The sequence below is a fragment of the Micromonospora sp. NPDC049799 genome (genome assembly GCF_040656655.1).
In the GTDB taxonomy this organism is placed as follows: domain Bacteria; phylum Actinomycetota; class Actinomycetes; order Mycobacteriales; family Micromonosporaceae; genus Micromonospora.
Genome location: NZ_JBFAMU010000266.1, coordinates 1 through 6,779, shown reverse-complemented (window position 1 = coordinate 6,779; position 6,779 = coordinate 1). Strand labels below are relative to the sequence as shown.

6 protein-coding genes, 1 tRNA gene and 2 pseudogenes are annotated in these 6,779 nt (G+C 72.4%); 5 read left to right on the top strand and 4 right to left on the bottom strand.

Features of this window, described 5'->3' with window-relative positions; genetic code table 11:
- Nucleotides 1-1,670: hypothetical protein (locus AB0I76_RS19255; protein WP_357037013.1), on the bottom strand; the 1,670-nt coding region annotated here is incomplete at its 3' end.
- A gap of 211 nt (nucleotides 1,671-1,881) precedes the next feature.
- Here AB0I76_RS19255 and AB0I76_RS19250 point away from each other — a divergent pair.
- On the top strand, nucleotides 1,882-2,592 hold the full coding sequence (locus AB0I76_RS19250; protein WP_357037010.1) for a class I SAM-dependent methyltransferase: 711 nt from the start codon (nucleotides 1,882-1,884) through the stop codon (nucleotides 2,590-2,592).
- An 88-nt stretch (nucleotides 2,593-2,680) separates the two neighbouring features.
- Here AB0I76_RS19250 and AB0I76_RS19245 read toward each other — a convergent pair whose 3' ends face one another.
- A complete protein-coding gene (locus tag AB0I76_RS19245; RefSeq protein WP_357037007.1) occupies nucleotides 2,681-3,214 on the bottom strand; it encodes a YbhB/YbcL family Raf kinase inhibitor-like protein in 534 nt (177 codons plus the stop codon).
- Between the two features lie 86 nt (nucleotides 3,215-3,300).
- Nucleotides 3,301-3,387: transfer RNA gene (locus AB0I76_RS19240), tRNA-Ser, on the bottom strand.
- A 156-nt stretch (nucleotides 3,388-3,543) separates the two neighbouring features.
- Between AB0I76_RS19240 and AB0I76_RS19235 the strand changes: the two genes are divergently transcribed.
- On the top strand, nucleotides 3,544-4,521 hold the full coding sequence (locus tag AB0I76_RS19235) for an NAD(P)H-quinone oxidoreductase (RefSeq protein WP_357037004.1): 978 nt from the start codon (nucleotides 3,544-3,546) through the stop codon (nucleotides 4,519-4,521).
- 5 nt (nucleotides 4,522-4,526) lie between these two features.
- Here AB0I76_RS19235 and soxR read toward each other — a convergent pair whose 3' ends face one another.
- The gene (gene soxR / locus AB0I76_RS19230) at nucleotides 4,527-4,976 is read right to left on the bottom strand and encodes a redox-sensitive transcriptional activator SoxR (protein WP_357037001.1); all 450 of its coding nucleotides are present in this window, start codon (nucleotides 4,974-4,976) and stop codon (nucleotides 4,527-4,529) included.
- Nucleotides 4,977-5,022: 46 nt separating this feature from the next.
- On the opposite strand from soxR, the gene AB0I76_RS19225 reads away from it, so the two are divergent.
- The 3 genes and pseudogenes from AB0I76_RS19225 to AB0I76_RS19215 all read left to right on the top strand — a co-directional run.
- Complete coding sequence (locus AB0I76_RS19225) at nucleotides 5,023-5,760, top strand: transketolase (RefSeq protein ID WP_357036999.1); 738 nt, start codon at nucleotides 5,023-5,025, stop codon at nucleotides 5,758-5,760.
- A 2-nt stretch (nucleotides 5,761-5,762) separates the two neighbouring features.
- Nucleotides 5,763-6,266: pseudogene (locus tag AB0I76_RS19220) on the top strand (transketolase); the annotation flags it as partial.
- Between the two features lie 40 nt (nucleotides 6,267-6,306).
- Nucleotides 6,307-6,779: pseudogene (locus tag AB0I76_RS19215) on the top strand (pentapeptide repeat-containing protein); the annotation flags it as partial.

Sequence of the window (6,779 nt, the reverse complement as noted above, 5' to 3'; positions counted from 1 at the left end):
TCGGCGACCGCGTCGACCCGGGACTGCGGGGTGATCGGCGGCACCGCGCCCGTACGGCGGATCTCGGTGAAGAAGTCGCTGGTCGGACGCGGCGGGGCGGTGAAGAGCGCGACCCGGTGCCGGCCGGGCCGGGTGTCCGGGCCGAGGAAGTAGCCACGGGCGATCGGCATCTCCAACCCGGTCTCGGCCGACCAGCGCAGCGGGTCGGCGTAGTTCGTGTCCGGCAGGGGGAGGGTCACGATGCTGCGCCCGCCGGCCACGTAGGGGCGCCAGGCGCCCGAGGTGACGAACGCGGGTGTGGGGTCGAGGCGGACGGCGGGCAGCGGCGTGGGAAGCAGGGGCACCAGCGCCATGGCCAGCACGGTCACCGTGGCGAAGCGGATCTGCGGGCGGGCGCGCGGGTGCCGGACGGCGAGTCGCCGGACCCGCTCCGCCGCGTACGCGAGGAGCAGGCCGACGACGGGGGTGATCGCCAGCGCCCACCGGGTCGGCACCACGGAGTGCAGGACCGGCAGGTTCTCCAGCAGGGCCCACGGTGCGGCGACGCCGGTGCCCCGGCCGTTGACCTGGATCTCGCGGCCGAGCGAGAGCACCCCGAACAGCAGCCCGACGGCGGCCAGGCCGCGTACCACCACGTCCCGCCGCAACCACCAGACCAGTGCGACCACGAGCACCACCAGCGGCCACCCGAAGAAGGCGTTCTCCTCGGTGGGGTTCTTCGCGAGGCCCTTCGCGCTGCGCTCGTCGCCGGCGAGCGACTCCCGGGAGTACGCCACGAACGACGCCAGGTCGGTCGAGTAGCCCCGGATCAGCGGGGACAGCCCCTGGTACGCGCCGGGGCCGGCGAACTGGACGTAGAGCGGGTACGCGAGCAGCACCAGCGCCACCCCGGCGGCCACGCCCAGCCCGGCGAGGAAGGTCCGGGCCCGGGCGCGCAGCTCCGGTCGGCCGAGGGCGAGCACCCCGATCACGATGCCGAGGCCGATCGCGGTCATGAACAGGATCTCCAGGTTCAGGAACGCCTGCCAGACGATCACCAGCGCGAGCAGCACACCGTTGCGCAGCCATCGTCCGGGCTCGGCCAGCCGCAGGGTGCGCCAGATGATCAAGGGCACCACGTACTGGGAGACGATGTTCGGATGGGCGTTGGCGTGCGAGACCATCGCCGGGGCGTACCCGCAGAAGGCGGCTCCGAGCCAGGCCGGGCCCCGGCTCCCGATGATCACCCGGGAGAGGACGAAGTACCACGCGGTGGCCGTGACGATCATCCCGAGAGTGAGGAAGAGCAGGAACGACGCCCGGGGCCCGAGGAGCAGCGTGACCGGCGTCATTGGCAGAGACACGGATAGTACGGACGTGTTGGCCATCAAATTGACGCCGTCCGGCACGTTCATTCGATCCGACGTGAACGGGTGAACGAGTTCGGTCAACACCCGCGCACCGTGGGCCATCATCCACTCGAACTGCGACTGGTCGGTGCGGTTGTCCCGGACACCCCGGGCCGGGTCCAGCCACAGGCGCGCGGTGATCCAGAAGGCGGGAAGGACGAAGCTCAGCACGGCGAGCGCGTCCGGCCACCGCTCCCGTGGGGAACGTTTCCCCCGCTCAGGCCCACCTTCCGCGACCGCCCCCGGGGAGCCGGCGGGGCGGCCCGGTTCGGGAGTAGTCATAACGGTTCGTAGAGTAGTCAGCCTCTGGTGCCGCCGTGACATGTTTCGGGGTACTGAGTACTATGTGCCGGGTTCGCCGACCGACGATCACGTGCCCCAGACCCGACCGCAATTCGGCCACCCACGGTGCCCCGATTCTTCCGTGTAACACGCGGATGGTTGACTCTGTCGGTCCAGGCGCGGGTCGAGTCACACCGTGAGGAATCGACGCATGGCAGAAATCACTGGGGATCAGCGCGTGCAGTCCGAGGTCCTGGAGGGCCTCGCTACCGCGGTGAACCACCGCCGCTGGTTCGTCGAGCTCGCCCTGCCGTACCTCGGGGACGACCCGATCGAGATCGGCAGCGGCCTCGGCGACTACGCCCTGGAGTGGGCCGAGCATCTGCCGCGCTTCACCGCCACGGAGGCGGACCCGGACCGGCTGGTGTCGCTGAAGGAGCGACTGTCCGAGAAGTCCTCGATCGAGGTACGCCAGATGCTGCTGCCGCACTCGGAGCGCGGCACCTACAGCGCGGCCGTGTCGTACAACGTGCTGGAGCACATCGAGGACCACGTGGGCGCGCTGAGCAGCATGCGCGACCTGGTCCGGCCGGGCGGTGCGGTGATCATCATCGTGCCGGCGTTCCAGTTCGCGATGAGCCCGGCCGACGTCGCCACCGGGCACGTCCGCCGCTACACGAAGAAGACCCTGGCCGCCGCCATGACCGAGGCCGGCCTGACGGTGGAGAAGATCCACTACGCCAACGCGCTCGGCCTGATCGGCTACTTCATGGCGACCAAGGTCTTCCGGCTGATGCCGAAGGAGGGCCCGATGGTGAAGGTCTACGACACCCTCGTCCTACCCGCCACGAAGGCCGCCGAACAGCTCGCCCGCCCCCCGTTCGGCCAGTCCGTCTTCGCGGTGGCCCGCGTCCCCGCGTAACCAGTTGGCCCGACCGCGTCGATCATGAGGTTGACGGGTGACCTGATCTCGGATCCACCCGCCAACCTCATGATCGACGGAGGGTCGGCTACTCCTTGATCTGGTAGGTCGGGCGGATGACCGCCCGGGCCAGGGTGTGGAAGGCCAGGTTGAAGCCGACGTACGCGGGAGTCGCGTCGGGGGTGACGTCGAGGCGCTCCACGTCCAGGGCGTGCACCGCGAAGACGTAGCGGTGCGGGCGATCCCCGGGCGGCGGGGCGGCACCGCCGTACCCGTCGCTGCCGTAGTCGTTGCGAACCGTGAAGGCCCCGGCCAGGTCGTCGCCGGAGGCCCCCCGCGGCAGCCGCGTCACGGTCACCGGCAGGTTCACCAGCACCCAGTGCCAGAAGCCGCTACCGGTCGGGGCGTCCGGGTCGAAGCAGGTCACCACGAAGCCCTTGGTGTCCGCCGGGAAGTCCGACCAGTGCAGCTCCGGCGAGACGTTGTCGCCACCGGCGCTGGTGTGGGCGTACGCCTCGTCCATCGGCTCGCCGTTGCGCACGTCGTCGCTGGCCAGGGTGAAGGCCGAGACGGTCGGCAGCAGTTCGTACGGGTCCGGGGCGATCGGTCGTTCCAGGGTCATCGGGACGGGTCCTTCCGGTGTGCGCGATTGTCCTGCGCCCCTTCTTACCCCGCCCGACCCCACGACCGAACCGAAACACCGGTCGGCGGAGGGTGTGGGATTCGAACCCACGAAGACATCGCTGCCTTACCGGTTTTCAAGACCAGCGCCATCGGCCACTAGGCGAACCCTCCCGGCCCGCGACCCGCAAGGGGTACGCGGCCGTGCCTAGTCTGCCACGTCGGCGACCCGCCCGAGCGGGCACGGCACCCGTCGGGACCGGGACACCATCCACAGTGGGAGTCCCGGGCCGGGCACGGAAGGGTCGACCGGTGGGGTAGACAGGAGGCATGCGCGCGATCACGATCCCGGAGCCCGGCGGACCCGACGCACTGGTGTGGGCCGAGGTGCCCGATCCCGAGCCCGGCCCCGGTGAGGTGGTCGTCGACGTGCGGGCCAGCGCCGTCAACCGGGCGGACCTGCTGCAACGGCAGGGGTTCTACCCACCGCCGCCGGGCGCGCCCGCGTACCCGGGACTGGAGTGCTCGGGGGTGGTCAGCGCGACCGCCCCCGACGTGACCGGGTGGGAGGTCGGCCAGGAGGTCTGCGCGCTGCTGGCCGGCGGCGGGTACGCGGAGCGGGTGGCGGTGCCGGCCGGGCAGCTGCTGCCGGTGCCGGCTGGCGTCGCCGTGGTGGACGCCGCGGCGCTGCCGGAGGTGGCCTGCACGGTCTGGTCGAACGTCGTGCAGCTGGGCCGGCTGACGGCCGGTGAGACGCTGCTCGTGCACGGTGGCGGCAGCGGCATCGGCACGTTCGCGGTGCAGCTCGGTACGGCGCTCGGCGCGACGGTCGTGGTGACCGCCCGGTCGGTCAAGCACGAGCGGCTGCGCGGGCTGGGTGCCGCGCACACGATCGACTACCGGGAGCAGGACTTCGTCGAGGAGGTCCGTGCGGTCACCGACGGCCGGGGCGCGGACGTGATCCTGGACATCATGGGGGCGTCCTACCTGTCCCGCAACGTGGCTGCCCTGGCCGACGGCGGCCGGCTGGTCGTGATCGGCATGCAGGGCGGGCGCAAGGCCGAGCTGGACCTGGGTGCGCTGCTGGCCAAGCGGGGCACGGTGGCGGCGACCGCGCTGCGGTCCCGGCCGCTCGACCAGAAGGCGGAGATCGTCCGGGGCGTACGCGAGCAGGTGTGGCCGCTGGTCGAGGCGGGGAGGATCACGCCGATCGTGGACCGGCGGCTGCCGATGACCGAGGCGGCGGAGGCGCACCGCCTGGTCGAGTCGAACGACCATGTCGGCAAGGTCCTGCTCACCCTCGACTGATCACCTCACCCGTCGGTCGAGCTGGGCAGGACCAGTCGAGCACCGGGGCCCTCGCCGGCGAGGGAGTCGCCGGGGTTGTAGAGAGCGCAGCGCTGCAACGACAGGCAGCCGCACCCGATGCACCCGTCCAGGTCGTCGCGGAGCTTGCCGAGGAGCCGGATCCGCTCGTCCAGCCGGTCGCGCCAGTCGCGGGAGAGCCGCGCCCAGTCCTCGGCGGTCGGCGTACGCGAAGCGGGCAGCGACTCCAGCGCGGCCCGGATCTCCTCCAGGGAGACGCCGACCTGCTGGGAGATCCGGATGAACGCGACCCGGCGCAGCTCGATCCGGGCGTACCGGCGCTGGTTGCCACCGGTGCGTTCGGCGCGGATCAGCCCGAGCCGCTCGTAGTAGCGCAGGGCCGAGGGGGCCACGCCGCTGCGCTGGGCGAGCTGCCCGATGGTGAGTGCTTCGTGCATCACGTCGCCTTGAGTTGAAGTTCGCTTGAACTTGCAGGCTAACCGCATGACGACGACGACCGCCACCACGGGCGGCGCCACGCCGGCCCCACCGCCGGCCGCGCCCACGCCCCCACCCCCCACACTCGCCGCGCTGCTCGAACGGATCCGCGCCGGGCGGGAGTTCGGCCCGAACGTCTACTCGACGCTCGACGTGCTCCAGGTCCTCTACGACCGGATCCTGCGGATCACCCCGGCCACCGTCGACGACCCGGAGCGGGACCGGTTCCTGCTCTCCAAGGGGCATGCGGTCGCCGGGTACTACGCGGTGCTCGCTGCTCGTGGTTTCATCCCCGCCGACTGGCTGGACGACCAGGGCGGCCCGGCGAGCCGGCTCGGCGACCACCCGGACCGGCTGCTGGTCCCCGGCGTGGAGATCGGCTCCGGCTCGCTCGGCCACGGCCTGGGACTGGGCGTGGGCACCGCGCTCGGGCTGCGGGCCCAGGGCCTGCTGCGCCCGAGGGTGTACGTCCTGCTCGGCGACGCCGAACTGGACGAGGGCTCCAACCACGAGGCGATCGCGTACGCGGGTGCCACCGGCCTGGCCAGCCTGACCGCCATCGTGGTCGACAACTCCTCGGCCACGCACGGCTGGCCGGGCGGGGCGGCGGCCCGGTTCACCGTGAACGGCTGGACCGCCGCCACCGTCGACGGGCGCGACCACGACGCCCTGTACACCGCCCTCACCGGGCAGGACGACCACCGGCCGCACGTCGTCGTCGCGGCCGTCGACAGCGGGGAGTGACCGTGCGCGACACCTTCATCGAGACCACCACCGCGCTGCTCGCGGAGGATCCCCGTACCGCCCTGGTGCTGGCCGACATCTCCGCCGCGGCGTTCGTCCCGGCCGCCCGCCGGCACCCGGACCGGGTGCTCAACGTGGGCATCCGGGAGCAGTTGATGGTCGGGGTGGCCGGCGGACTGGCGCTGACCGGGCTGCGCCCGATCGTGCACAGCTACGCGCCGTTCCTCGTCGAGCGGGCGTACGAGCAGCTCAAGCTCGACCTGGACCACCAGGGCGTGGGGGCGGTGCTGGTCAGCGTCGGCGCCTCGTACGACCGGGCGGCGGCCGGGCGCACGCACCTCTCCCCGGGCGACGTCTCACTGATCGACACCCTGCACGGCTGGACCGTGCACGTCCCCGGCCATCCGGCCGAGGTGCCGGCGCTGCTGCGTACGGCGGTCGGCGGCGACGGGTCCGCGTACCTGCGGCTCTCCGCGCTGCGCAACGACGAGCCGCGCGGCGGGGACGCCGCGGGGGCGGGTCCGGAGGTCAGGAGAAACGGTCAGCGTGTCGGAGAGCGCCACACCCTCCCCCGGTGAGCTGCGAGCCGACTGCTCCCGGTGCTTCGGGCTCTGCTGCGTCGCGCCGGCCTTCTCCGCCTCGGCGGACTTCGCCCTCGACAAGCCCGCCGGGCAGCCGTGCCCGAACCTGCGACCGGACTCCCGCTGCGGCATCCACGCCGAGTTGCGCGAGCGGGGCTTCCCCGGCTGCACCGTCTTCGACTGCTTCGGCGCCGGGCAGCGGGTCGCCCAGGTGACCTTCGGCGGGCGGGACTGGCGCGACGCCCCGACGACCGCCCGCCGGATGTTCGACACGTTCGCCGTGGTCCGGCCCCTGCACGAGCTGCTCTGGTACCTCACCGAGGCGCTGTCCCTGCGCCCGTCGCCGGAGCTGCGCGCCGAGCTGTCCGCCGCGCTCGCCGAGACCGAGCGGCTGGCCGGCGGCGACCCGGAGTCGCTGCGCACGCTCGACGTCGACGC

Coding starts and splice junctions, on each gene's coding strand:
- AB0I76_RS19250 (WP_357037010.1), top strand. CDS start 1,882: ATGGCAGAAATCACTGGGGATCAGCGCGTGCAGTCCGAGGTCCTGGAG.
- AB0I76_RS19245 (WP_357037007.1), bottom strand. CDS start 3,214: ATGACCCTGGAACGACCGATCGCCCCGGACCCGTACGAACTGCTGCCG.
- AB0I76_RS19235 (WP_357037004.1), top strand. CDS start 3,544: ATGCGCGCGATCACGATCCCGGAGCCCGGCGGACCCGACGCACTGGTG.
- soxR (WP_357037001.1), bottom strand. CDS start 4,976: ATGCACGAAGCACTCACCATCGGGCAGCTCGCCCAGCGCAGCGGCGTG.
- AB0I76_RS19225 (WP_357036999.1), top strand. CDS start 5,023: ATGACGACGACGACCGCCACCACGGGCGGCGCCACGCCGGCCCCACCG.